Below are 260 nucleotides of genomic sequence, written 5' to 3'. Positions count from 1 at the left end.
GATATAACGGCTATCACGCTTACCAGATTCGCGAGGTAGTTTTTTAACATGGCTGTTTTCAATCAATTGTTCAAGCGATATTTCAACGTCGTCAATACTGGTAAAGTCAGCTAAGCGAGCGCAACGGGTTTTTAATTCACCGGGTGTTTGAGCTCCCCGCAATAATAATAAACATATAATGGCGCGTTGTTGTGCGTTAAATTGTAAGTGGCTAAATTGTGTATTACAAAAGCGATGGTCGTATTTAGATACACGTCCAC

The 260-nt window shown here is 40.4% G+C and carries 1 protein-coding gene; it reads right to left on the bottom strand.

Annotated elements, in window-relative coordinates:
* Positions 1–260, bottom strand: a 260-nt coding sequence (locus SB765_RS30990) for a DUF480 domain-containing protein (RefSeq protein ID WP_410932670.1), incomplete at both ends; no start/stop codon positions are given.

Origin of the sequence: Pseudomonas sp. SIMBA_067 (genome assembly GCF_046534675.1) — a bacterium.
GTDB lineage: Bacteria > Pseudomonadota > Gammaproteobacteria > Pseudomonadales > Pseudomonadaceae > Aquipseudomonas > Aquipseudomonas putida.
Note: the sequence above shows the minus strand (reverse complement) of the source record. Positions and strands in the feature narration are given on the sequence as shown.